The 25,478-nt window shown below is 68.4% G+C and carries 27 protein-coding genes; 11 read left to right on the top strand and 16 right to left on the bottom strand.

The features are described from left to right. Positions 1–17: 17 nt before the first annotated feature. The 6 genes from BM031_RS03355 (at position 18) to BM031_RS03330 (ending at position 5,318) form a co-directional block, all read left to right on the top strand. Positions 18–845 carry a response regulator gene (locus BM031_RS03355; RefSeq protein WP_091871061.1) on the top strand — a complete coding sequence of 276 codons (828 nt, stop codon included), beginning with the start codon at positions 18–20 and terminating at the stop codon, positions 843–845. A 60-nt stretch (positions 846–905) separates the two neighbouring features. After that, positions 906–1,382, top strand: a complete 477-nt coding sequence (locus BM031_RS03350; RefSeq protein ID WP_091871058.1) for a phasin family protein — start codon at positions 906–908, stop codon at positions 1,380–1,382. Positions 1,383–1,458: 76 nt separating this feature from the next. Continuing rightward, positions 1,459–2,154 carry a TetR/AcrR family transcriptional regulator gene (locus tag BM031_RS03345; RefSeq protein WP_091871055.1) on the top strand — a complete coding sequence of 232 codons (696 nt, stop codon included), beginning with the start codon at positions 1,459–1,461 and terminating at the stop codon, positions 2,152–2,154. Positions 2,155–2,166: 12 nt separating this feature from the next. Beyond that, positions 2,167–2,706 carry an LOG family protein gene (locus tag BM031_RS03340; protein ID WP_091871052.1) on the top strand — a complete coding sequence of 180 codons (540 nt, stop codon included), beginning with the start codon at positions 2,167–2,169 and terminating at the stop codon, positions 2,704–2,706. 100 nt (positions 2,707–2,806) lie between these two features. After that, positions 2,807–4,168, top strand: coding sequence for a DUF1800 domain-containing protein (locus BM031_RS03335; protein ID WP_091871050.1), 1,362 nt, complete (start codon positions 2,807–2,809; stop codon positions 4,166–4,168). A gap of 1 nt (position 4,169) precedes the next feature. After that, entirely contained in the window at positions 4,170–5,318 is a 1,149-nt protein-coding gene (locus BM031_RS03330; RefSeq protein ID WP_091871047.1) for a DUF1501 domain-containing protein, read from the top strand. A gap of 73 nt (positions 5,319–5,391) precedes the next feature. Here the strand turns inward: BM031_RS03330 and BM031_RS03325 are convergent, their stop codons facing one another. The 10 genes from BM031_RS03325 to BM031_RS03280 all read right to left on the bottom strand — a co-directional run bounded on the left by BM031_RS03325 (position 5,392) and on the right by BM031_RS03280 (position 16,314). Further along, complete coding sequence (locus BM031_RS03325; protein WP_091871045.1) at positions 5,392–7,230, bottom strand: glycoside hydrolase family 13 protein; 1,839 nt, start codon at positions 7,228–7,230, stop codon at positions 5,392–5,394. A 111-nt stretch (positions 7,231–7,341) separates the two neighbouring features. Further along, the gene (locus tag BM031_RS03320; protein WP_091871042.1) at positions 7,342–8,439 is read right to left on the bottom strand and encodes a GGDEF domain-containing protein; all 1,098 of its coding nucleotides are present in this window, start codon (positions 8,437–8,439) and stop codon (positions 7,342–7,344) included. After that, the gene (locus BM031_RS03315; protein ID WP_091871040.1) at positions 8,436–11,150 is read right to left on the bottom strand and encodes a bifunctional diguanylate cyclase/phosphodiesterase; all 2,715 of its coding nucleotides are present in this window, start codon (positions 11,148–11,150) and stop codon (positions 8,436–8,438) included. Before BM031_RS03315 ends, BM031_RS03320 begins: the two co-directional genes overlap by 4 nt. Positions 11,151–11,159: 9 nt before the next feature. Beyond that, positions 11,160–11,585, bottom strand: a complete 426-nt coding sequence (locus BM031_RS03310) for a phosphate ABC transporter substrate-binding protein (RefSeq protein WP_091871255.1) — start codon at positions 11,583–11,585, stop codon at positions 11,160–11,162. 17 nt (positions 11,586–11,602) lie between these two features. Beyond that, positions 11,603–12,880: a hypothetical protein gene (locus BM031_RS03305; protein WP_229408470.1), complete on the bottom strand. Its 1,278-nt coding sequence runs from the start codon at positions 12,878–12,880 to the stop codon at positions 11,603–11,605. A gap of 114 nt (positions 12,881–12,994) precedes the next feature. Further along, positions 12,995–13,549, bottom strand: a complete 555-nt coding sequence (locus tag BM031_RS03300; protein WP_091871037.1) for a M48 family metallopeptidase — start codon at positions 13,547–13,549, stop codon at positions 12,995–12,997. Between the two features lie 117 nt (positions 13,550–13,666). Further along, the gene (locus tag BM031_RS03295; protein WP_218147555.1) at positions 13,667–14,005 is read right to left on the bottom strand and encodes a KGG domain-containing protein; all 339 of its coding nucleotides are present in this window, start codon (positions 14,003–14,005) and stop codon (positions 13,667–13,669) included. A gap of 187 nt (positions 14,006–14,192) precedes the next feature. Next, positions 14,193–14,759: a hemerythrin domain-containing protein gene (locus BM031_RS03290; protein ID WP_091871035.1), complete on the bottom strand. Its 567-nt coding sequence runs from the start codon at positions 14,757–14,759 to the stop codon at positions 14,193–14,195. 4 nt (positions 14,760–14,763) lie between these two features. Continuing rightward, on the bottom strand, positions 14,764–15,129 hold the full coding sequence (locus BM031_RS03285) for a phasin family protein (protein WP_143084503.1): 366 nt from the start codon (positions 15,127–15,129) through the stop codon (positions 14,764–14,766). Between the two features lie 153 nt (positions 15,130–15,282). Beyond that, a complete protein-coding gene (locus tag BM031_RS03280) occupies positions 15,283–16,314 on the bottom strand; it encodes an NADP-dependent oxidoreductase (RefSeq protein ID WP_091871029.1) in 1,032 nt (343 codons plus the stop codon). 115 nt (positions 16,315–16,429) lie between these two features. Here BM031_RS03280 and BM031_RS03275 point away from each other — a divergent pair, with 115 nt between their 5' ends. Together BM031_RS03275 and BM031_RS03270 are read left to right on the top strand one after the other, a co-directional pair. Then, the gene (locus BM031_RS03275) at positions 16,430–16,972 is read left to right on the top strand and encodes a YaeQ family protein (RefSeq protein WP_091871027.1); all 543 of its coding nucleotides are present in this window, start codon (positions 16,430–16,432) and stop codon (positions 16,970–16,972) included. A 39-nt stretch (positions 16,973–17,011) separates the two neighbouring features. Further along, the gene (locus BM031_RS03270; RefSeq protein ID WP_091871024.1) at positions 17,012–17,461 is read left to right on the top strand and encodes a copper chaperone PCu(A)C; all 450 of its coding nucleotides are present in this window, start codon (positions 17,012–17,014) and stop codon (positions 17,459–17,461) included. Positions 17,462–17,678: 217 nt separating this feature from the next. On the opposite strand, the gene BM031_RS03265 is transcribed toward BM031_RS03270, so the two are convergent. Then, positions 17,679–18,452 carry a head GIN domain-containing protein gene (locus BM031_RS03265; protein ID WP_091871021.1) on the bottom strand — a complete coding sequence of 258 codons (774 nt, stop codon included), beginning with the start codon at positions 18,450–18,452 and terminating at the stop codon, positions 17,679–17,681. Positions 18,453–18,662: 210 nt separating this feature from the next. Between BM031_RS03265 and BM031_RS03260 the strand changes: the two genes are divergently transcribed. Together BM031_RS03260 and BM031_RS03255 are read left to right on the top strand one after the other, a co-directional pair. Beyond that, positions 18,663–19,136 carry a DMT family transporter gene (locus tag BM031_RS03260; RefSeq protein ID WP_091871019.1) on the top strand — a complete coding sequence of 158 codons (474 nt, stop codon included), beginning with the start codon at positions 18,663–18,665 and terminating at the stop codon, positions 19,134–19,136. Between the two features lie 98 nt (positions 19,137–19,234). After that, positions 19,235–20,356, top strand: a complete 1,122-nt coding sequence (locus BM031_RS03255) for a type IV pilus twitching motility protein PilT (RefSeq protein WP_091871016.1) — start codon at positions 19,235–19,237, stop codon at positions 20,354–20,356. Positions 20,357–20,404: 48 nt separating this feature from the next. Here BM031_RS03255 and BM031_RS03250 read toward each other — a convergent pair whose 3' ends face one another. From BM031_RS03250 to BM031_RS03240, 3 genes are read right to left on the bottom strand one after another with little or no spacing between them, the layout of a single operon-like run. Next, on the bottom strand, positions 20,405–20,893 hold the full coding sequence (locus BM031_RS03250; protein WP_177207643.1) for a hypothetical protein: 489 nt from the start codon (positions 20,891–20,893) through the stop codon (positions 20,405–20,407). A 57-nt stretch (positions 20,894–20,950) separates the two neighbouring features. After that, complete coding sequence (locus BM031_RS03245) at positions 20,951–22,210, bottom strand: c-type cytochrome (protein ID WP_091871013.1); 1,260 nt, start codon at positions 22,208–22,210, stop codon at positions 20,951–20,953. Then, a complete protein-coding gene (locus BM031_RS03240) occupies positions 22,207–22,917 on the bottom strand; it encodes a c-type cytochrome (RefSeq protein WP_229408468.1) in 711 nt (236 codons plus the stop codon). Before BM031_RS03240 ends, BM031_RS03245 begins: the two co-directional genes overlap by 4 nt. Positions 22,918–23,019: 102 nt before the next feature. On the opposite strand from BM031_RS03240, the gene BM031_RS03235 reads away from it, so the two are divergent. Then, positions 23,020–23,745: a class I SAM-dependent methyltransferase gene (locus tag BM031_RS03235; protein WP_229408466.1), complete on the top strand. Its 726-nt coding sequence runs from the start codon at positions 23,020–23,022 to the stop codon at positions 23,743–23,745. 214 nt (positions 23,746–23,959) lie between these two features. Here the strand turns inward: BM031_RS03235 and BM031_RS03230 are convergent, their stop codons facing one another. Next, entirely contained in the window at positions 23,960–24,559 is a 600-nt protein-coding gene (locus BM031_RS03230; protein WP_091871005.1) for a 3'-5' exonuclease, read from the bottom strand. Between the two features lie 10 nt (positions 24,560–24,569). Beyond that, positions 24,570–25,067 (bottom strand): ProQ/FINO family protein, encoded by a 498-nt coding sequence (locus tag BM031_RS03225; RefSeq protein WP_091871245.1) that lies wholly within the window; start codon positions 25,065–25,067, stop codon positions 24,570–24,572. Positions 25,068–25,478: the final 411 nt, after the last annotated feature.

The raw sequence follows: 25,478 nt of genomic DNA, 5'->3' as shown, positions 1-25,478 counted from the left end.
CAATTTGGAGCGCCTCCTTGGCCCGCATCCTGATCATCGAAGACAATCCCGCCAACGTCGAACTAATGGCGTTCCTGCTTACCGCCTACGGTCATACCCCCATCAGCGCCCCGGACGGCGCGCGCGGCATCGCCGAGGCCCGCGCCCAGCGGCCCGACCTGGTGGCCTGCGACGTCAACCTGCCCGGCATGAACGGTTTCGCGGTGCTGGCCACGCTCAAGGCCGAACCCGCCCTGGCCGAGGTCCCGGTGCTGGCCGTGACTGCGCTGGCGATGGCGGGCGACCGCGAGAAAGTGCTGGCCGCCGGCTTCGACGGCTACATCAGCAAACCGATCGAACCCGAGAGCTTCGTCGCCGAACTCGAAGCCTTCCTGCCCGGCGCCGGCGTGCCGCCGCCGCCCGCCGCCGCCGCGCACCAGGCGCGCAACACTGCAGTGCCCGTGCCGCCCACGCAGTCGGCCTACCCGGCCGTGCTGCTGGTGGACGACGACCCCTTCATGCTGGCGGTGCTGGCCGACATGCTCGGCGACGAGCCGGTGCGCGTGCTGTGCGCGAACTCCGGCTTCGATGCGCTGGCGCTGCTCGAGCGCGAACCGGTCGAAGTGATCCTGTGCGACCAGGCGATGCCCGGCATGCGCGGCACCGAGGTGCTGGCACAGGTCGCCGCGCGCATGCCGACCACGGTGCGGCTGATGCTCACCGGCCAGCAGGACATGGCCGAGATCGAGGCGGCGCTGCGCAGCGGCGTGGCCGACGCCCACTACCCCAAGCCGGTGGCCGCGGCCAGCCTGCGCGAACGCATCCGCCAGGCGGTGGCCCTGCAGCGATCGCGCGTGGCGGTTTAGAATCCCGGTTCTAGCGTACGTGCCTAGAATGGACCGTACCAGCATCGAGAGGGAACATCCATGACCAAGAAACTCCCCGCGCCCGACGACGACGAGGCGCTCGCCCGCGCGGTGCGCGCATCGGCCCAGCAGATCTGGCAGGCCGGCCTGGGCGCATTTGCCAAGGCCCAGGAAGAGGGCGGCAGCGCCTTCACGCGCCTGGTGCGCGACGGCAGCGTGCTGCAAAAGCGCGCGCGCGAAGTCGAGGAAGCCACCGACACCGTGGCGCGCGCCGCCGAACGCGCCACCCGCCGCAGCGGCGGCTCCTGGGGCAAGCTGGAGCAGGTGTTCGAGGAGCGCGTCGCGCGCGCCCTGGCCACCATCGGCGTGCCCGCCGCCAGCGAGGTGGAGGCACTGCGCCGCCGCGTCGACCAGCTCGAACTGGCGCTGGCCGACCTCGCCGCGCGCCTGCCGGCCACGCCCGCCGGCGCCGCCACGCCGCGCACCCGCCGCGCCCCGAAGGCGGCCCCGCCACCGAGCGACGACGACGGCGCTTGATGAGCGCATGCCGATGCTGTCTCAATGACAGCATTTGGTGTTATCCTCGCGGCTGGAATCACAAACTTCGCCCTTCATGCAACAAAAAGCTCCGCGCCGGACCCGTGAACGCATCCTCGAGCTCTCGCTCAGGCTGTTCAACGAGTTCGGCGAGCCGAACATCACGACGACGGTCATCGCCGAGGAGATGAATATCTCGCCCGGCAACCTGTACTATCATTTCCGTAACAAGGACGACATCGTCAACTCGATCTTCAACCAGTTCGAGGCGGAGATCGAGCGCATCCTCACGGTGCCGGCGGGCCGCCGCTCGAACATGGAGGACGTGTGGCTCTACCTGCACCTGATGTTCGAACTGATCTGGCGCTACCGCTTCTTCTACCGCGACCTCAACGATCTGCTGTCGCGCAACCGCAAGCTCGAGCTGCACTTCAAGGCCATCCTCGCCCACAAGATCAAGGTCGCGCGCCAGCTGTGCGAAGACCTGCGCAGCGAAGGCTCGCTGGAAGCGGGCGACCAGCAGATCGGCGCGATGGCGACCAATATGGTGGTGGTGGCGACCTACTGGCTGTCGTATGAATACGTGCGCAACCCGCGCAAGTACAGCGAGCAGCAGGCGATCGCCGACGCACTGGCGCGCGGCTGCTACCAGGTGCTGTCGATGGTGGGCCCCTACCTGCGCGGCGACACCCGCCTGCTGTTCGAAAAACTGTCCGAGGAATACCTCAAGAAGCTCTCCGCCGAGGCCAGGCCCGGCGCCGATTTCCTGTAACAGGTTCGCCCCATGAAAACCCTTGCCGTCTACTGTGGCGCCTCGCATGGCGTGAACCCGCTCTACACCGATGCCGCGCGCCTGCTGGCTGCGGCGCTGGTCGAGCACAATATCGGCCTGGTCTACGGCGGCGGCAAGGTCGGCCTGATGGGCGTGATCGCCGACGAGGTGCTGCGCATGGGCGGCGAAGCCAGCGGCGTGATCCCGAAGGCGCTGGTCGAGCGCGAAGTCGGCCACGCCGGCCTGACGCGCCTGTTCGTGGTCAAGGACATGCATGAGCGTAAAGCTATGATGGCGGAGCTGTCCGACGGCTTCATCGCCATGCCGGGCGGGATGGGCACGCTGGAAGAACTGTTCGAGATGCTCACCTGGGCCCAGCTGGGCATCCACGCCAAGCCGATCGGCCTGTTCAACGCCAACGGCTTCTGGGATGGGCTGGTGGCCTTCGTGCGCCACCAGTGCGAGGAAGGATTCGTGCGGCCCGAGCACCTCGGCCTGATGCAGGTCGACGCCGATCCGCGCGCGCTGGTCCGGCGCCTGCAGGCCCGCTGAAAAAGCTGGAACTTTTTCCGCTCCCGGGCGGAATAGAGGCAATGGTCTCCCGAACCACCCCGGCAGAGCGCCTGCCCCCTACCGGAGCGAACACCGCCCCATGACTGCCGAATCGATTGCCCTTAACCGTTTTGGACTCGGCGCCCGTCCGGGCGACCCCGTGCCAGCCGACCCCAGGGCCTGGCTGCTGTCCCAACTGGACGCCTACGAGGCGCTGCCCGCTGCCTGGCAGGCCTTGCCGCATACGCAGGCGCAAACCCAGGCGTGGATCGCGCAGCAGCGCGCGGCGCGCCAGGCGCCGGAAGACCAGCGCGCCGCCATCCGCGATGCCTACCAGCGCGGCGCGCGCCAGGACCTGCAGGCCGCCATCGGCGCGCGCACCGCCAGCGCCCTGCAGACGCCCACGCCTTTCGTGGAGCGGCTGGTGCATTTCTGGTCGAATCATTTCGCGGTCTCGGTCGACAAGCAGCCGGTGGTGGGGCTGGCCGGCAGCTTCGAGATGGACGCGATCCGCCCGCACGTGCTGGGCCGCTTCGAAGACCTGCTGCTGGCCGCCGTGCGCCATCCGGCCATGCTGCTGTTCCTGGACCAGGCCCGCTCCACCGGGCCGGACAGCCCGGCCGGGCGCCGTTCGCGGCGCCGCCGCAATGCCCAGGGCCTGAACGAAAACCTGGCGCGCGAGATCCTCGAGCTGCATACGATGGGTGTGCGCAGCGGCTACACGCAGGCCGACGTGCTGGAGCTGGCGCGCGCACTCACCGGCTGGACCTTGCCGGACGAAGAGGGCGCCGACACTGACGCGGCCCCGTTCCGCTTCGCGCCCGCGCTGCATGAACCTGGCGCCCGCAGCCTGCTCGGCCGCAGCTACCCGGATACCGGCGAAGCGCAGGCGCGCGCCATCCTGCACGACCTGGCCACGGCCCCCGTCACCGCGCGGCACATCGCCACCAAGCTGGCGCGCCACTTCGTGGCCGACGAGCCTCCTGCCGGCCTGGTGGCGCGCCTGGCCGAGCGCTTCATGCGCAGCAGCGGCGACCTGGCCGCCGTGTACCGCGAACTGGTGATGGCGCCCGAGAGCTGGGCCGCGGGCACGGGCAAGTTCAAGTCGCCGTGGGACTGGGGCGTATCGAGCCTGCGCGCGCTGGGCCGGCGCGAGCTGCCCGCGCCGCAGGCGGCCAACCTGATGAATCAGCTGGGCCAGCCCGTATGGCGGCCCGGCTCGCCCGCCGGCTATGGCGACCTGGCCGCCACCTGGGCCGCGCCGGACGCGCTGCTGCGCCGGGTGGAAGCCGCGCAGCGCCTGGGCGCCCAGGCCGGCGCCTCCATCGACGCGCGGGCGCTGGCGCCGCGCATCCTGCCGGGCGGCCCGGGCGAGGCGACCGGCACCGCGATTGCCCGCGCCGACAGCCCGTCCACCGCGCTGGCGCTGCTGCTGGCCTCACCCGAATTCCTGCGGAGGTAAGATGGCCTTGAATCGACGTCACTTCCTGTCCGGCGCTGCGGCGCTGCTGGCCCTGCCCAGCGTCACGTTCGCGCAGGCCGCGGGCGAACGGCGCTTCGTCTTCATCATCCAGCGCGGCGCGGCCGACGGCCTGCACACGCTCATACCGCATGCCGACCCGCACTACGCCAGCCTGCGCGGCGCGCTCGCCATCGAGCCCGACGCCGCGCTGAAACTGGACGGCAGCTTCGCGCTGCATCCGGCGCTGGCCGAACTGGGCGCGCTGTACGCGGCCGGGCAGGCCAGCTTCTTCCACGCCGTCGCTTCGTCCTACCGCGAGCGCTCCCACTTCGACGGCCAGAACGTGCTGGAGACGGGCGGCCGCGCGCCCTACGCAGTGAAGGACGGCTGGATGAACCGCCTGGTCGGCTTGCTGGCGCGCCCCGGCAAGGATGCGATCGCGCTGGCCCCGACCGTGCCGATGGCGCTGCGCGGCGCGCTCCCGGTGACGTCCTATGCGCCGTCGACCCTGCCGCAGCCGAACGAAGACCTGTTGCTGCGCATCGAGCAGCTGTATGCGGGCGACGCCCAGCTGCACGCGCTGTGGTCGGCGGCCCAGGAAGCGCGCAGCATGGCGGGTGGCATCGCCAATGGCGGCAATCGCCAGGGTCCGGCGGAACTGGGACGCTCGGCGGCGGGCTTCCTGGGCCGCGCGGACGGCCCGCGCATCGCCATGATCGAGACCGGCGGCTGGGATACCCACAGCGGCCAGGCCGGCCGCCTGGCGGCCCAGCTGCGTGGCCTGGATGGCCTGATCGCCGGCCTGCGCCAGGGGCTCGGGCCGGCCTGGGACCAGACGGTGGTGCTGGTGGCGACCGAGTTCGGGCGCACGGCCGCAGTGAACGGCACCGGCGGCACCGACCACGGCACGGGCGCGGCGGCGATGCTGGTGGGCGGGGCGGTGCAGGGCGGGCGGATCGTGGCCGACTGGCCGGGGCTGGCGCCGGCCGATCTGCTCGATGGCCGCGACCTCCGCCCGACCCTGGCGCTGGAGGCCTTGATTGCGCAAACCTGCGCGGAGACCTTCCGGGTCGATCCGGGGAAGATGGGGCGCGCGCTGTTCCCGCAGGCGCTGCTGGGCAAGCCGCTGGCGCGGTTGTTGAAGGCTTAGGATCTCGCTGACAGGTAGGGTGGTCGGCGCAGCCGACCACCCTACCCCTGGATGCGCACCGCGGCGCAGCAGCTTACCAGGCCAGCACCACCGACGTCATGGCAGGCAGCGCGAGCGGCGTGCGCAGGTCCACCTTGGCCCCGGTGAGCACGTTGGTGGCCGAAGGCGCGCCCTTGATCATGCCGGCGAAGCGTTCCAGCGCGAGCCGGGTGTCGCCGGCGTTCTTGTTGATCACCACCATGACCGTCTGCTTGCCATCGTGCCGGAAGTAGACGTAGCTGCCGTCCTGCGGCAGGTAGTGGGTCAGCTTGCCGCCAGTGACCGCGGAACTGGTCTTGCGCCAGTTGAAGAGGGTGCGCACGAAGGCCTGCATGTCGCGCTGGCTGGCGCTCAAGCCGGCGCCGGTGAAGGCGCTGGCCCCGTCGCCGGCCCAGCCGCCGGGCATGTCGGCGCGCAGCACGCCGTCCTCGCGCTGTTTCGGACTGCCGATCAGCACCTCGGTGCCGTAGAAGACCTGCGGGATGCCGCGCGTGGTCGCCATCAGCACCAGGTTGCTCCTGGCGAGGTCGATGTTGTTGTCGACCTGCGCCAGCACCCGCGGCCGGTCGTGGTTGTCCGGGAAGACCATCAGCTTCATCGGATCGGCGTACAGGTAGTCTGCGGCCAGGATCTCGTAGATCCGGATCAGGCCCTTGCCGCTTGACTCAGGCGCGAGCAGGGCTTCCGGCGCGGTGTCGCTCAGGGGGAAGTCCATCACGGTGGGCAGCTCGGAACGGTAGCCGTCGCGATTGACGACGCCCTTCTGCCAGTAGGCCACCATGTGCGGCCGTGCATCCATCTCTTCGCCGACCACGTTCATGTGCGGGTATTCGCGCACCAGCGCCCGGTTCCACTCGTTGAGGAAGGCGGGATCGGAATACGAATAGGTGTCTTCGCGGATCCCCGCCAGGTCGGCGTACTCGACCCACCACAGCGTGTTCTGGATCAGGTAGCGCGCCACCAGCTTGTTGCGCTGGTTCAGGTCGGGCATGGTCTCGACGAACCAGCCATCGAAGAAGCGGGCCTTTTCTTCCGGCGCCGCGTGGATGTCCTGGGCCACCGTATGCTGGTTGTTGGTCGGTTTGAACACGGTGCCGTGGTTGATCCAGTCGCGTGCCGGCAGGTCGCGCATCCACCAGTGGCTGGTGCCGATGTGGTTCAGCACGATGTCGTGGATCACGCCGATGCCGCGCGCCTTGGCGGCGGCCACGTAGGCGCGGAAGTCTGCATTGCTGCCGAAGCGCGGGTCGATCTTGTAGTAATCGGTCAGCGCATAGCCATGGTAGGAGTAGGCCGGCTGGTTGTTCTCGAGCAGCGGCGTGGGCCAGATCATCGTGAAGCCGAGGTCGCGGACGTAGTCGAGCCCGGCCTGCATGCCCGCCAGGTCGCCGCCATGCCGTTTGTTCGGTGCCCTGCGCTCGGCGCCTTCCAGCATGCCGGCCTGGTCGTTGGCCGGGTTGCCGTTCGCGAAACGGTCCGGCATCAGCAGATAGATCGCATCGCTGGCATCGAAGCTGCGGCGCTCGGCCGAGCCGGCGCGGCGTGGGTCGAGCCGGTAGCGGTGGCGCGCCGCCACTTCCTTGCCGCGCTTGAACTGCAGCTCGAGTTCACCCGGCCGGGCATCCTTGCCGATGTCCAGGGTGACGAACAGGTAGTTGGGGTTGTCGGTGCGTTCGACGCCGGTGATGCGCACCCCCGGATAGGCCAGCGCCGGCTCGAGCCGGCCGACCTGCTCGCCGTGCACCATCAGCTGCAGGCTGGCCTGCTTCATCCCGACCCACCAGCTGGGTGGTTCGACATGCCCGATGGCGGGACTCGATGCGCCCGCCGCAAGGGGCAGGACCAGGATTGCCGCAAGAAGGAATTTGACCACCGAAGCTCCGATAGGATATGTCGATGTAGTAAAGTAACAGAAGAATGGAGGGCAGGCAATCACCTGCACCCCAGTTATCTGTAGTTTTACTTCGTCATCCGGCGATGAGGGTCAGGCCAGCACGATCCGGTCGCGGCCCGCTTCCTTGGCCTGGTACAGCGCATTGTCGGCCCGGTGGATGGCGTCGGCAAACGGCTCGCCCGCGCGCCGCGTGGCCAGGCCGGCCGAGAAGCTGATGCGGCGGCCCTGTACCCCCGGCACCGGCATGCCGTGCACGCGCTCGGCCATCCGCTCCAGCACGTGGCGTGCGTCTTCCGGCGCGGCGTCGGGCAGCAGCAGCAGGAATTCCTCGCCGCCCCAGCGCGCCAGCACGTCGTTGGCGCGCAGCGAGGCGCGCGCCGCGATCGAGAAGCTGCGCAGCACGGCGTCGCCGGCGGCGTGGCCGAACTGGTCGTTGACCTGCTTGAAGAAGTCGATGTCGAGCAGGGCGATGCAGGTGCCGTTCTCGTCCGGCTGGCGCCGCTCCTCGGCTTCCAATACCTCGTGCATGCGGCGCCGGTTCACCAGCGAGGTCAGTTCGTCGACGGTGGCCAGCACGCGGATGGTCTCGAGGGCATCGCTGAGCTCACGGCGCTGGCGCTTCAGGCGCGAGCGCAGCTTGCTCATCTCGCCGCTGAGCAAGGCGGTGGCGAGCAGGGCGCCGGCCAGGTAACCGAAGGTGAGCAGCTCGGTCATGGGCGGGTAGCGCAGCGGGTCGTGCGCCTGCAGCCAGTACATCACGCCGCCCGCACCAGCCAGCGAGCCGATCGACAGCAGCAGGGTCTGGCGCGGCCGCGCCGCGAACATGCAGAACGCGATGATCAGCACCGTCATGACGAGGACCGCGGCGCGCAGCGGCCCCGAGATCGCATACGCGCACATGGTGCAGATCATCGAGAACACCGCTTGCGATACCGCCAGCTGGTCCGGCTTCAGGCCCAGGCGGGCGCTGGCGCGAATCAGGGCGTAGAAGGCCAGCGCCCCCCAGCTGCCGAAGACGATCAGGCGGTGCGCGGTCTCGCCGTCGGTCATGCCGCGGCTGACCTGCACCAGCACCAGGCCGATGCACACCACGTACAGCACGCAGGTGGCGGCCCAGTACTGCAGCATGCGGCGCAGCGCGCGGTCGCTGCCGTACAGGAGCTCGACGAGGCGGCGCAGCAGGCTCACGGCAGCTCCCCGGCGCCAGGCTGTTGCGCCAGCATCGCGGCGATGCGCTCGGCCGGCACCGGTGGGCTGAACAGGTAGCCCTGCATCTCGTCGCAGTCGTTCGCACTCAGGAAGGCGCGCTGCTGCTCGGTCTCGACGCCTTCGGCAATCACGCGCAGGTTCAGCTTGTGGCCGAGCGAGATGACGGCCATGGCGATGGCCTGGTCGTCGGCGCTGTCGGCCAGGTCGGACACGAAGGACTTGTCGATCTTCAGGCGGCTGATCGGGAACGACTTGAGGGCCGACAGGCTCGAATAGCCGGTGCCGAAATCGTCGATCGACAGCGAGATCCCCATCGCCTTGAGCTCGCGCATCTTGTCCACCGAACGGCCCAGGTCGCGCATGATCGAGCTTTCGGTGACTTCGACTTCCAGCGCTTCGGGCGGCAGTCCGGTATCGCGCAGGGCCTGGGCGACGCGTTCGACCAGGCGCTTTTCCTCGAACTGGCGGGCCGACACGTTCACCGAGATGCTCAAGGCGGGCAGGCCGGCGGCGCGCCAGGCCTGGCCCTGGGCGCAGGCGCTACGCACCACCCATTCGCCCAGCGCCACGATCATGCCGCTTTCCTCGGCCAGGCCGATGAAGCGCAGCGGCGAGATCAGGCCGTGCTCCGGGTGGTTCCAGCGGATCAGGGCCTCGACCCCGAACAGGCGGCCGCTGCGCAGGTCGATCTTGGGCTGGTAGAGCAGGTGGAACTGGCAGGCGGCGCCGCCGCAGTCCTGGCTGTCCGTGCACGACTCGAGCGCGCTGCGCATGCCTTCGAGCAGCACCAGCTTTTCTTCCACGCTGGCGTTCATCTCGCTGGCGTAGAACTGGAAGCTGTCCTTGTTTTCCTTGGCGCGGTACATGGCCGCGTCGGCGTTCATCATGAGGGTGTTGGCGTCCCCGCCGTCGCGCGGATAGAGCACCACGCCCATGCTGCAGCTGACCTGGACTTCCTGTCCCTCGACCTCGACCGGTTCGGTGACGGCCTGGCGCACCTTTTCCAGCAAGGGCGTGATCGCCATCGGGTCGCCAGACAGGTCGGGCAGCAGGATCACGAATTCGTCGCCGCCGAAGCGCGCCAGGGTGTCGTTGCGGCGCAGGCAGCGGCCCATGCGCTCGCCCACCACCTTCAGCAGTTCGTCTCCGGCGTTGTGGCCCAGGCCATCGTTGACCAGCTTGAAGCCATCGAGGTCGATGAAGGCCAGGCCCACGCTCTTGCCCTTGCGCTCGGCGTCGCGGATGGCCTGGCCGAGGCGGTCGCGCAGCAGGCTGCGGTTCGGCAGGCCGGTGAGGTCGTCGTGGTGGGCCAGGTGGCGGATGCGCTGCTCGGCCAGCTTGCGCTCGGTGATGTCGCGCACGATCGCCACCACGCCGCCTTCGACCGGCACCACCTGGCGGTGCAGCCAGCGCTCGGCGACCGGCAGCAACTGCGACTGCCATTCGGCTTCGCGCGCCACGCCGTCGGTGGCCACCGCCGCCAGGTCGGCGAAGATGCCCATGCTGAAGTAGGTCGGCAGCATCACCGACATCGGCTTGCCTTCCATGCGCGCCCGCGACAGTCCGGTGAGCTGCTCGGCGCGGGTATTGGTGTCCTCGATCAGGAAGTCGCACACGGCGCCGCCGGCATCGCGCATGGTGCGCAGCACGAAGAAGGCGTCCAGGCTGGCCTCGGAAGCGGCGGCATAGGTTTGCTGCGCCAGCCGCTCGCGCCGGCGCGCCTTGGCCAGCTGCCACGACCAGGCGCTGACGAAGGCGACCACCAGCAGCAGCAGGGCAGTGCCGGCGCTGGCGCCCAGCAGCCAGGCGCGGCGCTGCTGGCGGAACCCGGCCATCTGCTCGGCTTCGGACAGGCCGGCCACGGCCACCAGCGGGAAGCCATTGAGTGCGCGCGTGCTGGTGTAGCGCAGTTCGCCGTCGGTGGGGCTGGCGCCCAGCTGCACGCCGTCGCTGCCGCCCATGGCCAGGCGCTGGCCCCACGACACGAATTCGCCGACGCGCACGGCGCGCACCACGCCGTCGCTGCCGGCCAGGCCCAGCAGGCCGCGCTCGCCCTGGCGCGAGCGCTCGTAGGAACTGGTGAAGTAGGCCGGGTCGACCGCCACCGTGGCCACGCCGGCGAAGCGGCCGGCGGCGTCGCTGATGCGGCGCGAGAACACCACGTGCGGCTCGCGCCGGCCGATGGTCTCGCTGACGAAAGGAAGGTCGTCCGGATGGTCGCGGTGCCAGGCGAACCAGCGCGCGCGCGTGACGTCGCCGCCGGTGTGCGTGCCCGGGTTGCTGGCCAGGACCCGGCCGCTGTCGCTCACCAGCGCCACCTGGAACACCAGTCCCGGCGGCAGCAGGCCCTTGGCCGACATCGCGCCCAGCGCCGCGCCCGGGCCATTGGTCTCGACCGCGTACTGCAGCACGCGCAGGGTCTGGTCGATGCCGCTCAGGCTGCGCGCCATCTGGGCTTCATAGGTGTCCACCAGTTCGCGCGTGGCGTCCTGCGCCGCTTCGCGCGCGGCCTGTTCGGCCGCGCCAATGGTGTGGAAGGCGGCGGCCCACAGCGCGGCCACCAGCAGCAGGGCGAACAGCGGCAACGAGACATGGGTCTCCAGGCCGCGCCCGAGCCAGCGCGCCAGCGCCGTGCGGCGGGCGCGGCGCCGGGCCGCCCGCGGGATCGAGGTAGGGACCAGGGTATGCATGGGGGTGGCCTAGCGCAGCACCAGCACCGGACGCACGCTGGCGTCCAGGGCGGCACGGTCGATGTAGCCGATCAGCGACGGGTTGTCCGCCACCATGCGGCGCACGGCCGCGCCGTCGGCCGCTTCGCGTGGCGGCTGGCCGCGGCCGGTGAAGACCAGCTTGGACCAGTGGGCCTTGAGCAGGGCAGGGGTCTTGCCCGCCACCTGCGCGTAGAACTGGTTGCGTTCGTGCGAGCCGAGGCGCTGGTCGAGCGCTTCGGCCTGGGCGCCGTCCGGGAAGCGCCTGGCCTGGCCGAGGAAGATCGCGGCCACCTGGTCGCTGCTGAGCAGCGGCGCCGGGTTGCGCGCCGAGACGATCACCACCAGTTCGGCCGACGCGTTGGCGCTGGCCGCCAGCGCCAATACGGCGGCCAGGCGCCGGATGCGGATTCCCATGCGCTTGGCCATGCGCGTCAGAACACGTAGTCGAGCGCGACGCTCGCTACATGGACCGTCTCGCCGCGGCGGAAGGCGGCTTGCTGGTTGATGAAGGCGCCGCGCGAGCCGGCGCCGGGACGGACCCGGTCGTACTGGAGCTTGAGGGCGACGTCGGTGGCCACGTCCCAGCGCAGGCCGCCGCCCAGGGTGGACTGCACCGGGATGGTCGACAGGTAGGCGTTCAGGCCGGCATTGAGCACGGCTGCCAGCGCCTGCGCCTGCGGCGGCAGGCCGGCCAGCCCCAAGCCCGGGTCGCGCGTGGCGCCGTGGGCGCGCACCCTGGCATAGCCGAGGTAGGGCGTCAGGTTGCCAGTGCGCAAACCAGCGCCGATATGCATCGAGGTGGTCTGGCCCAGCAGCGAACGGGAATGGGTGCGCCCGGCCTCGGCGCTGGCGAACCACGGACCCGGGTCGTAGCTGACGCCGGCGTTGACCATGCTCACGCGCTTGCTGTCGATCGCATAGCGGCCAGCCAGCGCCGCGCCTTGGGGACCAAGGCCGCGCAAGGCCGTGAACAGCTCGACGCCGATGCCGGTCGTCAGGTCGGCGCTCAGCGCCGACATGCGCGCGCTCAGGGGGCCGCGCTCGATGCTGTGCGACAGGCCGGCGATGCCGCGTCCCTTCAGGCGGCGGTCTTCATACAGGTGGGTATCGGTGCGGCCCAGGAAGGCCTGGGTGGCGTGGCGCGTGGCGCCGGTGCTCCAGCGCCAGGTGGCGTCGACGCCGTCGCTGCTGGACAGCGGCAGGCTGCCGTAGACCTCGACCGGGGGACGGACCGCGTGCATGGCATAGCCGACCTTGCGGTAGTCGGCCGCCAGGAACACCGGCAGCGCGATGCGCCCGAGCCGCAGCGCCAGGTCGGGACTCGCCTGGTAGCTGATGCTGGCCCATTCGACGCGCGGCCGGTAGCTGCCTTCCAGGTCCTGTTCGCTGACCAGCTGCAGCACCGCCGACCAGGGTCCCTGCACCACGTCGAGCTGGGCGCCGAGGCGGCTGTCCACTTCCGCGCTCCAGCGTGCGCTGCGGCCGGCGCCGGTGGCGCGCAGCACCGTCGACGTAAAGTCCGCCGTGCGGGTGCTCGCGTGCACGGCGCCGAGGGTGCCGAAGCCGGAAAGTTTCCACGCCGGCGCAGCCGCCGCATCGCCGGCCGTGGCTTCGGCGGCCCATGCGGCGGCCAGCACGCCACATGCGAGCACGCCGCCACGCAGGGCGGCCGGGACGGGTTTGCCGGGGAAAGAGGTCTGGACCATCATGGTGTCGGTTGCAGCCGGGAGGCGTAAAAGCGGGGAAGCCGCATGAAATATGCGCGGTCCCAAACTTTACCGAAGGCAATACTAGAAGTCGAGATATTTACATGCGGCAACGAGTCAATGTGACAATTGCTGTTGTTCGATGGCAACGAGATCGGCAGGCGCCGCCCACAGCCGCCGGCCGCCCAGGTCGAGCCAGGTCAGGTAGAGGCGCAGGTCGAATTCGAGCTGGTGGTATTGCGGCTCCATCCAGCTGCACAGCTTGTAGAAAGCCTTGTCATGCTCCTTTTCCTTCAGGTGCGCCAGTTCGTGCACCGCGATCATGCGCAGGAAGGGCAGCGGTGCGTCGCGGAACACGCTGGCGATGCGGATCTCGTGCTTGGCCTTGAGGCGGCTGCCCTGGACCCGCGAAATCTGCGTGTGCAGGCCGAGCGCGTGCTGCACCACGTGGATCTTGCTGTCGAAGGCGACCTTGGAGACCGGGTTGGCCTGGCGCAGGTAGTCGTCCTTGAGTTCCTGCACGTAGGCGTAGAGCGCCTTGTCGGTGCGGATGCCATGGGCCCCGGGATAGCGCTGCAGCAGCACCTCGCCCAGCTGGCCGGCGTCGATCAGCGCGGCGACCTGGGTGCGCAGGGTGTCGGGATAGGCGGTGAGGTAGGGAAGCTTGTGCATGGGGCCGCAATGTAGCACGACAGGCTGCATTGCGGGCCGGTTGGCGCCACGACGCCGGGCGGCGCCGTGGTGTGGTTGCATCGTTTGCGTGTGGCCGTTGTTTAAGTGCGCGGCCTGTCAGCCGTTCTTTTCGCCCTGCCGGTTGCCGGCGTTCTTGGCCGCAGCCGCGGCGCGCTGGGCCGATTGCCGGCTTTCGCCTCCCTTGCGCCCGATATCCGCCATGTGGGCGCGGTTGCGGCTGACCGCTTCGCCGCCTTTCTGGCCGGCGCGGCGTGCTTCCTCGGAGTCGAATTCGTGCGCGGTGCCTTTCTGGTGCGCCGCCTGTCCGCCCTTGCTGGCGATCTCGCGCTGCTGGTTCTGGTCCATTGCCGCGAAACCGCGCTTGACAGGCGCCTGGGTGCTGCCGGTGCCTCCCTTCTGGGCGTTGCCCTTGCCATTGTCTTTCGTTGTCGCCATGTCGCTCTCCTTGTCTGCCCTGTGCTGTCGAAGTGGGAACCCGCGAACGCGTATGGCTGCGCTCGTGCCGTTTAGAGGCAAGGCTGGAGCGTTAGTTCCTTGCCATTGAGGCTGCGATGGGTCTGGTGGCTGCATCCCCGTAGGGTGGTCGGCGAAGCCGACCACCCTACACGATGGTGGGTGGACCCTAGCGCGGCCGCGGCCGCGAGCGCCGTTCGCGCAGCGCCCTGGTGGCGCCGCGCAGCAGGTCGCGCGGCTCGGTGCCGTCGATCGCGGGCGGCGCGCTGGCGAGGTCGGACTGGAGCTGCGCGCGGCGCGCGTGCAGGCGCAGGCCCAGCCCGAGCTGGTCGACGCCGGCGCCGGCCAGCGCCGGGAACAGCACGGTTTCCTCGAACGCGACGTGCTGTTCGAATTCGTCGGCCAGCACCGCCACCGCGATGTCGAAATAGTCGTCGCCCGGGAACAGCGATTCGAGCTGGAGGATGAGTTCACGGGTGCTGTCGTGCTCCAGCGCGGCGTCTTCCAGCAGGCTGTCGTCGACCACGCCGCGCAGCGCCGGGTAGAACAATTCATCCTCGAGCGCGGCATGCAGCGCCATGTCGTCGCACAGGTCGTCGACCACGCGCTCGCGCTGCTCTTCTTCCTCGCGGTCGAGCATGGCGAACTGGTGGAACAGGGCGCGCACGTGCGCATGGTCGGCCCGCAGCTGCGCAAGGATGCCGGCGGGCGGTTCGGGTGGGGCGTGGGGATGCATGGCGCTATCCGGGGCCGGCGGCGCGCCCGCGCTGGGCGGGGACCGGGGAGGGCAGCTTGGCCTGGGCCTCGGCCATCACGCTGAACAGCCCGTGCTGGTAGTGGACCAGGTGCTCGCCGGAAGGCTGCAGCCGGCGCATGGCCACCGCCGCCACCTGGGATGGGTCCTGGCAGTCCAGCACCTCATGGCAGGCGGCAAAGCTGTCGCCGACCAGTTCGCGCGCCAGCTGCATGTTCAGCTGGGTCACGCGCTGCAGGGTATCGACGGTGCGCAGCGACAGCGCGCCCAGGAAGCCGACCTGGGCGTCGAGCTGCAGCTTGAGGGCCGGATTGCCGGCCAGGCCGGCGGCCATTTGGGGAAACTGAACCATGTTCACCTCACAAGCATGGAGACGTGCCAGCGCGCGTGCGCCGATTCGGCGTAGACCCGCGTTGAGGGGGGAAGTTCAGTCAGTTTATGCCATGATTTAGATGAATCAAGGACTTTGCCGGGAGGCGCTCACTCCCGGCCAAGGCCAGGGCCGTCAAGCGTCCGCCACCTTCAGCACCAGCTTGCCGAGGTTCTTGCCCTCGAACAGCATCAGCAGCGCCTCGGGGAAGCGCTCGAAGCCTTCGGTGACGTCTTCCACGCTCTTGACGCTGCCTTCCTGCATCCAGCCGGCCAGGGTGGCCACGCCTTCCGCATAGCGTGGCGCGTAGTCGAACACCACCATGCCTTCCATGCGCGCGCGGTTCACCAGCAGCGACAGGTAGTTGGCAGGGCCCTTGACCTGGCTGGTGGCGTTGTACTGCGAGATCGCGCCGCAGATGACGATGCGGGCCTTCATGTTGATGCGGGTCAGGACCGCGTCCAGGATGTCGCCGCCCACGTTATCGAAGTACACGTCCACGCCCTGCGGGCAGTGTTCCTTCAGGCCCGCGTGGACTGGTCCCGCCTTGTAGTCGATGCAGGCGTCGAAGCCCAGCTGCTCGACCACGAAGCGGCACTTGTCCTCGCCGCCGGCGATGCCCACCACGCGGCAGCCCATTTTCTTCGCCACCTGGCCGACCGTCATGCCGACCGCGCCGGCCGCGCCCGAGACCACGACCGTGTCGCCGGCCTTCGGCTGGCCCACTTCGCGCAGGCCGAAAAACGCCGTCATGCCGGGCATGCCGAGCGTATTGAGCCAGGCTGTCGGCGGCGCCAGGCGCGGGTCGATCTTGTTGAATGCCGCGGTCTTGTCGTCGGCCGGGCCGGACCAGTAGCGCTGCACGCCGGTGCCGCCGGCCACGTAGTCGCCCACGGCGAAACGCGGCGAGCGCGAGGCCACCACGACGCCCAGCCCGCCGGCGCGCATGACTTCGCCGATCGCCACCGGGCGGATATACGATTTGCCTTCGTTCATCCAGCCGCGCATGGCCGGATCGAGCGACAGGTAGAGGACCTTGACGACGATGCCGCCGTCCTGCGCCTCGCTCACGGCTTCCTCGTGGAACTGCCAGTCTTCCTTGCGCGGCATGCCGAGCGGGCGGGCGGCGAGGCGGAATTGCTGGTTCGGCGGGAACGCATTGGTCATTCTTGTCTCCTGGATGGTTTTGGCAACAAGACTATAACGCCTTCGATCCATGCCTGCTCGGCGCGTGCGACAATAGCGGGCTTACGTCTACTCACCAAGAATACCAACGACTCCCATGGCTATCAAAGCAACTATCTACAAGGCCGAGCTGTCGATCGCCGACATGGACCGCAACTACTACGGCGACCACACCCTCACCATCGCCCGCCACCCGTCGGAAACCGACGAGCGCGTGATGATCCGCGTGCTGGCGTTCGCGCTGCACGCCGCCGAGGGGCTGGCCTTCACCAAGGACCTGTTCGACGTCGAGGAGCCGGCCCTGTGGCAAAAAGACCTGACCGGCGCCATCGACCTGTGGATCGAAGTCGGCCAGCCGGACGAGAAGCGCCTGATGAAGGGGGCAGGGCGTTCGGAAAAAGTCATCGTCTACAGCTACAGCGCCACCAGCGACATCTGGTTCAAGGGCATCGCCAACAAGATCGAACGTGCGCGCAACATCACCGTGGTGAACATCCCGCACGAGGCCAGCGCCCAGCTCGAGAAAATGGCCAAGCGAAACATGCAGCTGCAGTGCACGATCCAGGACAGCCAGGTGTGGCTGACCGACGGCGTGGATACCGTGCTGGTCGAGCGCGAATTCCTGCGCGGATCGCTGTAACGCTATAATTCCTGCTTAAACAATTTCACATTCCCCGCCATGAAACGTCAGCTTTTCGCCCTGCTCGTGAGTAGCGTGCTTTCCGCTTCCTCCTTCGCCCAGGTGAGCGTGTCCGAGCCCTGGATTCGCGCCACCGTCCCGGCCCAGAAGGTGACCGGCGCCTTCATGCGCGTGCAGTCGGCCGCGCCCGCGCGCCTGCTGGGTGTGCAAAGCGAGGTCGCCGGCCGCGCCGAGCTGCACGAGATGGCGATGGACGGGCAAACCATGCGCATGCGCCGCGTGGAATCGATCGAGCTGCCTGCGGGGAAGCCGGTCAACCTGGCCAGCGGCGGGTATCACATCATGCTGATGGACCTGAAGCGGCAGGTGAAAGAGGGCGAGAATGTCGAGCTGACCCTGCAGGTGCAGGACGCGGCGGGCAAGCGCCAGGATGTGAAGGTGAATGTGCCGGTGAAGCCGCTGACGCATAGTGCGCATGCGGGGCATTGATTTTTAAAGGAACCGGCGTTTGCCGGTTTTTTTGGGATCGTTGCTGGTGGCGCGCGCAAAAATCAGGTTCCGGCCTGCGCCGGAACGACGGTGCTTACGTCGTGGGCCTGGATCGTGTTCGTTAGCTGTTAACTGTAAAACCGTCGTCCCGGCGAAGGCCGGAACAATGCCACTGGCATTGGCCCGCCCAAGTTCGTCGCAACCCGCTAACGTGTCATTACCGCGGCGCAGCCGCAACCCTGCGCGCATCCCCCGACCCCACCACCGACTTGCTCACCCGCGGATCGCCGTAATAATTCACGTCACCCGACCCGGCAATGGTCATGCTCAGCTCATGGCGCGCCCACACGGTCGCTTCGCCTGAACCGGCCACGCTGATGCTGGCGCTGTCCGACTGCACCTTGCCCATGTCGACGGTGCCCGAGCCCCCGATCGACACCGACAGCTTGCGCGCGTTGCCGCCGCCGGCCTTGAAGTCGCCGCTGCCGCCCAGGCTCACCGCCACCGATTCGCTGTCCAGGTTGCGCACATTGATTTCGCCCGAGCCGCCCAGGTCGATGTTCAGGCGCGGGGCGCGCAGCGTGTCGGCGTCGACGGAGCCGGAGCCGCCCAGCGCCAGGCGCTCGATCTGGCGTGCGGTGACCACGACCTTCAGGTTCTTGGTGCGCAGGTTCAGGTTGCGCTTGGACGGGCGGATTTTCAGGGTGCCGTTTTCCACCACGGTTTCCACCAGCGGCAGCAGGTTGTCGTCGGTCTCGATGGTGACCGATTCCGTGTCGCCCATGCGCAGTTCCAGCTTGCCGGGCACTTCGAAGGCCAGGCCGGTGAAGTGCGAGACCTGGCGCGCCTGGCGCTTGATGCTGCCGCTGCCTTGCACCTGTTCGCCGGACCAGGGCCAGCTGCCGGCCGTGGACGGCGCGGCGGCGCAGGCGAGGGCGGCGGCCAGCACGATGCTGCGCAGGGCGATGGTGGCGGGGGAGGTCTTGTTCATGGGGTGTCTCCTTGGGAAGCGATTGTCGATGCTGCCATCCTAGGGAAACGGGCAGGATTGCGCATGCCCAATGCGATGAAGCGCAAGGCACAGCGCCCAGGATGCACGCTGGCGTGACAGGCTGTAGCGCCATCATGTGGCGTGCACGCCTATCCGGAACGTCCGCGATGCACTAGAATCGTGCGCTTTTTGTCGCGGTCTGGAACAAGCATGAACCTGATTCTCTTCGTAATGGCCTTCTGCGTGGGCGTGGCCATGTCCGTCCAGGCGGCCGTGAATACCCAGCTGGCCTCGTCGATCGGCGCCAATTCGGTGGTCGCCGCCTTCGTGTCGTTTGCCTGCGGCACCATCGTGCTGGGCGGCATGGCCCTGTCGCGCGGCGGGCTGGGGCCGACCTTCGCCGCCCTGGCCGAGCAGCCGGCCTGGAAATTCGCCGGCGGCTTCCTGGGCGCGGCCTTCGTCTTCGGCACCGTCTTCCTGGCGCCCCGCATCGGTTTGCTCAGCCTGATCGTGCTGGTGATCGCCGGCCAGTTGCTGACCTCGATGGCGATCGACCACTTTGGCCTGATCAATATGGCAATGCGCAAGGTGTCGCCGGCCCGCGTGCTGGGTGTCGGGATCGTCGTCGTCGGCGTGGCGATCACGCTGTTCGGCGAGCGCATCGTTGCAAGTTTCACACGGTAAACCGGACTTGCAATTTTAATTTCAGTTTTGCAATCTTTCGGCGAGGCATGGTCCTATAATATCCGGCACTGTTCAACCCTTAACCACGTGCCGGCCAGATGGAACATCACCAGTCCTCGCAGATCCCCACCCTGACGTACATCGAGAACGAAGACCATCCGGTCTTCGGCACGCTGGTCGAGCAGATCCTGCACCTGCTGAACTCGCGGCTGGTGTTCTCGGACATCATCATTCACCAGAACAGCCCGCTGATGCTGCGCCAGCCCAAGGGCCTGGTGGCGGTGACCGATTCGCCGATCACGAAGGAAGAGCTGGAAGAATTCTTCGACGTGATCGAGCCGAACTGGAACGAGCGCATCGCGCTGCGCGCGTTCGACCGCTCGATCGACCTGCACACGGCGCGCATCCGCGCCAACTGCTTCAGCTTCCAGGGCAAGAAGCGCCTGGGCTGCGTGATCCGCCGCTTCCCGAAGGAGCCGGTGGCGCTGTCCGAGCTGGGCCTGTGGAAGGACGAGCAGGAATTCGCGCGCCTGAACAGCGGCCTGGTGCTGATCATCGGCGACACCTGCCAGGGCAAGTCGACCACCATCGCCTCGATGATCGACGAGATCAACAAGCAGCGCTCGGGCCACATCATCACCATCGAAGACCCGGTCGAGACCTTGATCCCGCAGCGCAAGTGCATCATCACCCAGCGTGAAGTGGGCGTGGACGGCGACGTCGAAAGCTACTACCTGGGCGCGCTGGACGCGCTGCGCGAGCGTCCCGACGTGATCGTGATCGGCGAAATCCGCGATGCCGAGACGGCGCAGGAAGCGCTGGCGCTGGCCGAATCGGGCCCGCTGGTGCTGGCCACGCTGCACGCGCGCTCGACCGAACTGGGCCTGCAGAAGATGCTGCGCCTGCTCGGCAATTCGGAAGCCCAGGCCCAGGCGCTGGCGCATGCGCTGCGCGGCGTGCTGTGCCAGGCCTTGCTGCCCTCGGTCGAGGGTAACCGCTACCACCTCGCCACCGAATGCCTCACGCCCAGCGCGGCGATCATGCGCATGCTGGAATCCGGCGACGTGGGCGGCATCCGCGCGCACATGAACTCGGGCCGCGACCCGGGCTGCCACACCATGAACGCTTCGCTCGAGCAGCTGCTGGCCGGGCACAAGGTGCGGGTCGAGGATGCGCGCAATGCGACGACTGACCGGGTGGGCTTCGCGGACATGGTGTAGCCAGCGCAGTCGTGCACCACGCCCGGATATCCTGCGAGCCGACGGTCCTCATTTCGGTCGGCAGGGCTTTCCCTCGTACTGGTGTCGGTTCAGTACGTACTCCTTGCCGTTCCAGCGCTCGACCGGGAAGCAGAAGCCGGGGCCGCCGATCTCGATGTCGGGCCAGCCATCCTTGCCCTTGGCCGGTAGGAAACTGGGAACACCTGTGCCTCCGGCGATCTTTTTCCAGCCGCCGTTTGCCTGTTTCGACACGATTGTGTACCCGGTGCCGGTATTTCCGAAACAGAAGGTGCCGCCCTCGGTGATCACGGCATCCAGCCTGCCGTCGCCGTTCAGGTCGCGCACTTCGGCGACTTCGCCCGGCGAATAAGTGGGCGTCGGGTCCTCGCAATTGCGCCATTGCTTCCCATTGAGTTTGAAACCGGCAGCCTTGAAGGCTGCCGCTTCTTCTGCTGGGCCAAGGGCGGACGGCGCGCCCTCGGCGCTGGCGCCAAGGACAAACAGCGCCACGACGGTCATGAGGGTACAGGTTTTCATGGGGGCCTTCCTTTCCGCGATGGGTGGAGACCGCCTGATTATGCGCCTTCCAGCAGCCTAGTCCAGCGGCACGCTGCGGTAGCGATTCACATCGTGCACCGACACCGGCGCCGCCGCATTGCCCCAGCTGGCGCGCACATACGTCAGCACGGCGGCGACCTGGGCGTCATCGAGTTCATGGCTGTAGGGCGGCATGCCGTAGGGCCGCGGGTTGCCGGCGGTGCCGGGCGGGAAGCCGCCGTTGAGCACCATGCGGATCGCGTTCACGGCCGGCGTGAGGGTCACCGCGCGGTTGCCGGCCAGCGGCGGGTAGGCCGGGGCCTTGCCCTTGCCGTCGGCGCCATGGCAGTCGATGCAATGGCTGCCATACAGGCGCCGGCCCTCGGCCAGCAGCTGGTCGCTGGCCGGCTCGCCCTTGGCCGGCGCCGGCGCATCGGTCGACGGCAGCGACTTGAGATAACTCGCCATCGCGCCCACGTCGCTGCCCGTCAGGTGCTGCAGGCTGCGCGCCACCACTTCGGCCATCGGGCCGGTGGCCGAGCCGCGTGGCGAGACGCCGGTTTGCAGCAGGGCGACGATGTGCGCCTGGTCCCAGTCCTTCATGCCCGCTTCGCCGCTGGAGGTGAGCGAAGGCGCGTACCAGCCGATGGTGGGAATCAGGCCGCCGGACAGGGTGTCGCCGCTGGCGCCGAGGCGATTGCGGGTGCTGTGGCATGCGCTGCAGTGGCCCAGGCCCTCGACCAGGTAGGCGCCGCGGTTCCATTCTGCGCCGCGCGCCGGCTGCGGCGTGAAGGTGGCCGGCTTGAAGTAGAGCAGGCGCCAGAGCGCAAGCAGCGCCTGCTGGTTGTAGGGGAAGTCCAGCTCATGCGCCTTGTTGGGCTCGCGCTGCGGTGGCAGGCTCCTGAAATAGGCGAACAGCGCGTCTGAATCGGCGCGCGAGACCTTGGTGTAGTTCGTGTACGGGAAGGCGGGGTAGAGCAGGCGGCCGTCGCGCGATTTCCCGTTGTGCAGGGCGTTCCAGAAGTCGTCGGCGTCCCAGCTGCCGATGCCGGCCTGCGCATCGGGCGTGAGGTTGGGGCCGTACAGGCGCCCGAACGGCGTGTCGAGCGCGCGGCCGCCGGCATATTCCGCACCGCCGCGCGCGGTGTGGCAGGCCAGGCAGTCGCCGGCGCGCGCGAGGTAGGCGCCGCGGGCGATGTTGTCGGGTGTCGCCGCCCAGGCGGTGGGCGAGGCGGACGGAATGAAGTCTTCGCGCGGCCAGGCGATCAGGACGGCTGCGACAAGGACCAGCAGGGCGGCCAGGGCGATCTTCTTCATGGTTGCTCCGGGGCGCTGCCGCAGGCCAGCGGCAGGGGACGCGCGATCGACGCGGCCGGGCGCGGATCGGCGGGCACAGGCTGGGCGGCGAGCCAGCTAGAGACGGCGTTCACATCCTCCAGCGACAGGCGGGCGGCGATGGCGGCCATGCAGTCGGGGACGTGGGCGCGGCGGTCCTTGTTGCGCCAGGCGCCGAACTGCGCGTTGACATAGTCGCGCGGCAGGCCAAGCAGGCCGGGGACGCCCGGCTCGACGCCGGTCAGGCGCTGGCCGTGGCAGGCGACGCAGGCGGGCAGCTTGCGCGCGCTGTCGCCCTGCGTCACGAGCTGGCGGCCACGCTCGAGCACCTGCGGCGCCATGGCCGATGCGGTGGCGGCGTGCGCCGCGGGCGGCATCGCGGCGAAGTGGCCGGCTATCTCGCGCAGGTAAGGGTCGGGCAGGTGCTCCACCAGGTAGGTCATCAAGGGGTACTGGCGCCGCCCTTCGCGGAAGTTGAGCAGCTGGTTGTAGAGGTAGCCGGCCGGCTTGCCCTGGAGGCGCGGGAAGTAGCTGTCGTTGACCTGGTTGCCGCGTGCATCGACGCGGGCATGGCAGGAGGCGCAGGCGACCAGGCGCTGGGCCAGGGTGTCGGGCACGGCTTGCGGCGCGGCGTGCGGCGCGGCGGCGGCCAGCAGCAGGACCGCGAGCAGCATGGGACGAAGAGGCATGGGGGAACCCGGTATGGCGATGCCCGAATGATAACGTGGATCGTGCTCGGGCGGCGGGGCGGCTTGCTATAATCCCATCCCTTTGGACCGCTGGGGTGCAGGATGGGTGTGAGCTATACCGAGGGTGTATTCAGGGACAGGAATCCCGTCAAGCGCTGGCTGCAGCAGCAACGCCTGCACAGCGCGATCGGCTTCGCGCAAAAGGCGCGCGAGGACGTCGCCTGCGTGCTCGATTTCGGCGCCGGCAGCGGGGAACTGTGCAAGCGCCTGGTCCATGCATACCCGAACGCCACCATCATCTGCTACGAGCCCTGCTCGGACCTGCTGGAAGAAGCCAAGCTCGAACTCAAGGACCTGCCGCGGGTCGAGTTCTACGCGGCCTTCGAGGACATCCCGAAAGGGCGGGTGGACGTGCTGTTCTGCCTGGAGGTGTTCGAACACATCCCGCTGTCGATGCGCGAGCGGTCGCTGGGCGAGGTCGATGCGCTGTTGAAGCCCGATGCGGAAGTGGTGTTCGGCGTGCCGGTCGAGGTAGGCCTGCCGGCGCTGTACAAGGGCGCGTTCCGGATGACGCGGCGCTACGGGGCATATGACGCCCGGCCGAAGCATGTGCTGATGGCCTTGTGCGGGATGCCGCCGCAGGACCGGCCGGTGGGTTTACTGCCACCGGACGTCGAGGTGCACAACGAGCATATGGGGTTCGACCACCGCGTGTTTCGCAAGGCGCTTGCGGAGCGGTTCGCGCTGGTGAAGGCGAGTGCGAGTCCGTTTCCGCTGCTGGGGACGGCGCTGTGTCCGGAGGCGTATTTTGTGGTGAGGAAGCGCTAAGAGCACCAGCTGACTAAGCACCGTCGCTAGCTTGGAGACCGTCATCCCGGCGAAGGCCGGGATCCAAGTTTGTGTGCGCGGCTGCGATCGCTAGCAGTTTGCGTAGGTGGGTGAGCGACGGAATTGGGGGCAACAATGCCAATGGCATGGTTGACGCCTGCGCCGGGACGACGTTTACAAGTACGGGGCCGAAGGGAACGTCGCGGCTTGCCATCTACGCCGGCGGATTCGCCTTCCAGAACCGGTACAGCTTCAGCGCCACATGCGCATCGTCCGCCGCATACAGCACCTGCTTGTCGCTCAGTTGCGGCAACGCCCAGTTGGTGGTGGTGATGCGCTTCGATTTTTGCAGGCGGCGCCCGAAGAGGCGTGCCACCGCCGTCTTGGCGCCGAGCGTATTGCGCTCGCCCCGTTTGCGCAGGGCGGTCGACAGGTCCAGCACGTTACGCGCCTCGATGCCGAGCTTGCCGCGCAGGCGTTTCAGGTCGTCGCCCAAACCAAACCCCACCTTCAGGATGCTGTCCGATTCCAGCACCGGCTTGAGCACGGTGAGCAGGTTCTGCGCGCTGGCGGCGCTGCCGATCTGGAACAGGTAGGCCAGGTCGTCGGTCGCCAGCTGCACCAGGTGCGGGCCGGTCGAGACTTCGCCCTTGGCGAAGGTGGGCTTGGATTCGGTGTCGAAGCCGATCACGTCGGCCTGCGACAGCGCCAGCAGGGCGGCGGCGGCGTCGCCCGGCGTGCGCACGATGCGCACGTCGGCCAGGCCGATGCCGTCGTAGGGCGGCAGCGCTTCGGCCGGATCGACGCCGTTCATCGACACCGGGTTAATTGCGCGAGAACTTGGTGGCCAGGGCCTTCAGCTTTTCCGCGCGCTGGCGGTTCGCTTCTTCTTCGGCTGCCGCGTCGCGTTCGGCCTTCTTGCGGTCGGCTTCTTTCTTGAAGCGCTGTTGCAGCTGTTCCTTGGCGTGCAGGCGGTGGGTGTCGGTGACTTCGGCGCCGGCGGTGCCGTCGAGGTCATGGCGGACCTTGGCTTTTTCCATGGCGCGCAGGTAGCGCATCGAGCCGGTGTGGATGCCGAGCGCGGCGCGCATGGTCTTGCGGTCCAGGCCCGGCATGCGCGCGAGCAGCTGCTTGTCGATGCCGATGGCCAGCGGCAGGCAATCGCGGAAGGCCGGGAATTCTTGCTGGAGCTGCTTGAGCAAGGCACGTGCCGAGGTGGCGGGTGCGGCCCCTGCGGCAGCCGGGGCTGCCGCAGGGGCGTCGGCCGGAGCGTCGGCAGGAGCGTCGGCCTGCGGAGCGTCGGCTGCCGGCGTGCCCGCCACGGCATCGGCCGCCGCGGCATCGGCTGCCGCAGCGTCCGGTGCGGAGCTTGCCTCGGCAGGCGTATCGGGAGTCTCGGGTGTGGCAGGCGCGGTGGTGTCGACGGTCTCGGCAGCGGTAGTGGTATTCATTGACTTCATTGTAAGAGCGGGAAAGCGAAGGATAGCACGGCGCCCGGACGCCAGTGCGGGCCGTATTGTACTTGTTCCATTAATCTTGAGAACGAACCAGCGTGCGGCATGTGAAGGCGTCAGGCGTGCGGGCATGAAATCGTGTATCATCCGCCTCTTGCCTTGCGCACGGCTTGCGCCGACGCATACGGGTCGGGAAGTTGACGGCGGGTGCCATATTCAATGTGGTGATATCCCATATGGGATATTTCAATTATCACCAATTCTTGCAATGCGGCATAA

Source organism: Massilia yuzhufengensis (assembly GCF_900112225.1).
In the GTDB taxonomy this organism is placed as follows: domain Bacteria; phylum Pseudomonadota; class Gammaproteobacteria; order Burkholderiales; family Burkholderiaceae_D; genus Telluria; species Telluria yuzhufengensis.
This window is presented reverse-complemented; position numbering and strand designations above follow the sequence as displayed.

Excerpts from the sequence above, each read along its gene's own strand:
- BM031_RS03350 (WP_091871058.1), top strand. The coding sequence starts at position 906 with ATGACCAAGAAACTCCCCGCGCCCGACGACGACGAGGCGCTCGCCCGC.
- BM031_RS03345 (WP_091871055.1), top strand. The coding sequence starts at position 1,459 with ATGCAACAAAAAGCTCCGCGCCGGACCCGTGAACGCATCCTCGAGCTC.
- BM031_RS03340 (WP_091871052.1), top strand. The coding sequence starts at position 2,167 with ATGAAAACCCTTGCCGTCTACTGTGGCGCCTCGCATGGCGTGAACCCG.
- BM031_RS03335 (WP_091871050.1), top strand. The coding sequence starts at position 2,807 with ATGACTGCCGAATCGATTGCCCTTAACCGTTTTGGACTCGGCGCCCGT.
- BM031_RS03330 (WP_091871047.1), top strand. The coding sequence starts at position 4,170 with ATGGCCTTGAATCGACGTCACTTCCTGTCCGGCGCTGCGGCGCTGCTG.
- BM031_RS03315 (WP_091871040.1), bottom strand. The coding sequence starts at position 11,150 with ATGCATACCCTGGTCCCTACCTCGATCCCGCGGGCGGCCCGGCGCCGC.
- BM031_RS03310 (WP_091871255.1), bottom strand. The coding sequence starts at position 11,585 with ATGGGAATCCGCATCCGGCGCCTGGCCGCCGTATTGGCGCTGGCGGCC.
- BM031_RS03305 (WP_229408470.1), bottom strand. The coding sequence starts at position 12,880 with ATGATGGTCCAGACCTCTTTCCCCGGCAAACCCGTCCCGGCCGCCCTG.
- BM031_RS03300 (WP_091871037.1), bottom strand. The coding sequence starts at position 13,549 with ATGCACAAGCTTCCCTACCTCACCGCCTATCCCGACACCCTGCGCACC.
- BM031_RS03295 (WP_218147555.1), bottom strand. The coding sequence starts at position 14,005 with ATGGCGACAACGAAAGACAATGGCAAGGGCAACGCCCAGAAGGGAGGC.
- BM031_RS03290 (WP_091871035.1), bottom strand. The coding sequence starts at position 14,759 with ATGCATCCCCACGCCCCACCCGAACCGCCCGCCGGCATCCTTGCGCAG.
- BM031_RS03285 (WP_143084503.1), bottom strand. The coding sequence starts at position 15,129 with ATGGTTCAGTTTCCCCAAATGGCCGCCGGCCTGGCCGGCAATCCGGCC.
- BM031_RS03280 (WP_091871029.1), bottom strand. The coding sequence starts at position 16,314 with ATGACCAATGCGTTCCCGCCGAACCAGCAATTCCGCCTCGCCGCCCGC.
- BM031_RS03275 (WP_091871027.1), top strand. The coding sequence starts at position 16,430 with ATGGCTATCAAAGCAACTATCTACAAGGCCGAGCTGTCGATCGCCGAC.
- BM031_RS03270 (WP_091871024.1), top strand. The coding sequence starts at position 17,012 with ATGAAACGTCAGCTTTTCGCCCTGCTCGTGAGTAGCGTGCTTTCCGCT.
- BM031_RS03265 (WP_091871021.1), bottom strand. The coding sequence starts at position 18,452 with ATGAACAAGACCTCCCCCGCCACCATCGCCCTGCGCAGCATCGTGCTG.
- BM031_RS03260 (WP_091871019.1), top strand. The coding sequence starts at position 18,663 with ATGAACCTGATTCTCTTCGTAATGGCCTTCTGCGTGGGCGTGGCCATG.
- BM031_RS03255 (WP_091871016.1), top strand. The coding sequence starts at position 19,235 with ATGGAACATCACCAGTCCTCGCAGATCCCCACCCTGACGTACATCGAG.
- BM031_RS03250 (WP_177207643.1), bottom strand. The coding sequence starts at position 20,893 with ATGAAAACCTGTACCCTCATGACCGTCGTGGCGCTGTTTGTCCTTGGC.
- BM031_RS03245 (WP_091871013.1), bottom strand. The coding sequence starts at position 22,210 with ATGAAGAAGATCGCCCTGGCCGCCCTGCTGGTCCTTGTCGCAGCCGTC.
- BM031_RS03240 (WP_229408468.1), bottom strand. The coding sequence starts at position 22,917 with ATGCCTCTTCGTCCCATGCTGCTCGCGGTCCTGCTGCTGGCCGCCGCC.
- BM031_RS03235 (WP_229408466.1), top strand. The coding sequence starts at position 23,020 with ATGGGTGTGAGCTATACCGAGGGTGTATTCAGGGACAGGAATCCCGTC.
- BM031_RS03230 (WP_091871005.1), bottom strand. The coding sequence starts at position 24,559 with ATGAACGGCGTCGATCCGGCCGAAGCGCTGCCGCCCTACGACGGCATC.